This is a genomic window from Peribacillus sp. SIMBA_075, from assembly GCF_046534585.1.
Genome location: NZ_JAWRYN010000714.1, coordinates 1 through 268 on the forward strand (window position 1 = coordinate 1; position 268 = coordinate 268).

General features: G+C 44.4%; 1 protein-coding gene. It reads left to right on the forward strand.

Features of this window, described 5'->3' with window-relative positions; translation table 11 throughout:
• Positions 1-13: 13 nt before the first annotated feature.
• A partial coding sequence (locus SB775_RS30065) for a MarR family winged helix-turn-helix transcriptional regulator (RefSeq protein ID WP_410864907.1) occupies positions 14-268 on the forward strand: 255 nt, incomplete at its 3' end.

Here is a 268-nt window from a genome sequence, read left to right on the forward strand (position 1 = left end):
TACTGGAGGCGCTATGACCAATATCGCCGGCAAACTAGTGAAAATGGGTCTAGCCATAAGGCGTTCCAATGAACAGGATCGCCGGCAAGTATTGCTTGAAATTACCGAAGAAGGCGTTAAGGTCTTGACCGAAGCTCAAGCACTTGGCCAAAAACAGCATATGGAACTGTTCGAGGTGCTGGATACGGACGAAGTCACCCAGTATTTAGCGATTAATGAAAAAATCTTAAACAACTTGAAAGCAAAACGAACAAATAGAGAGAAGGAG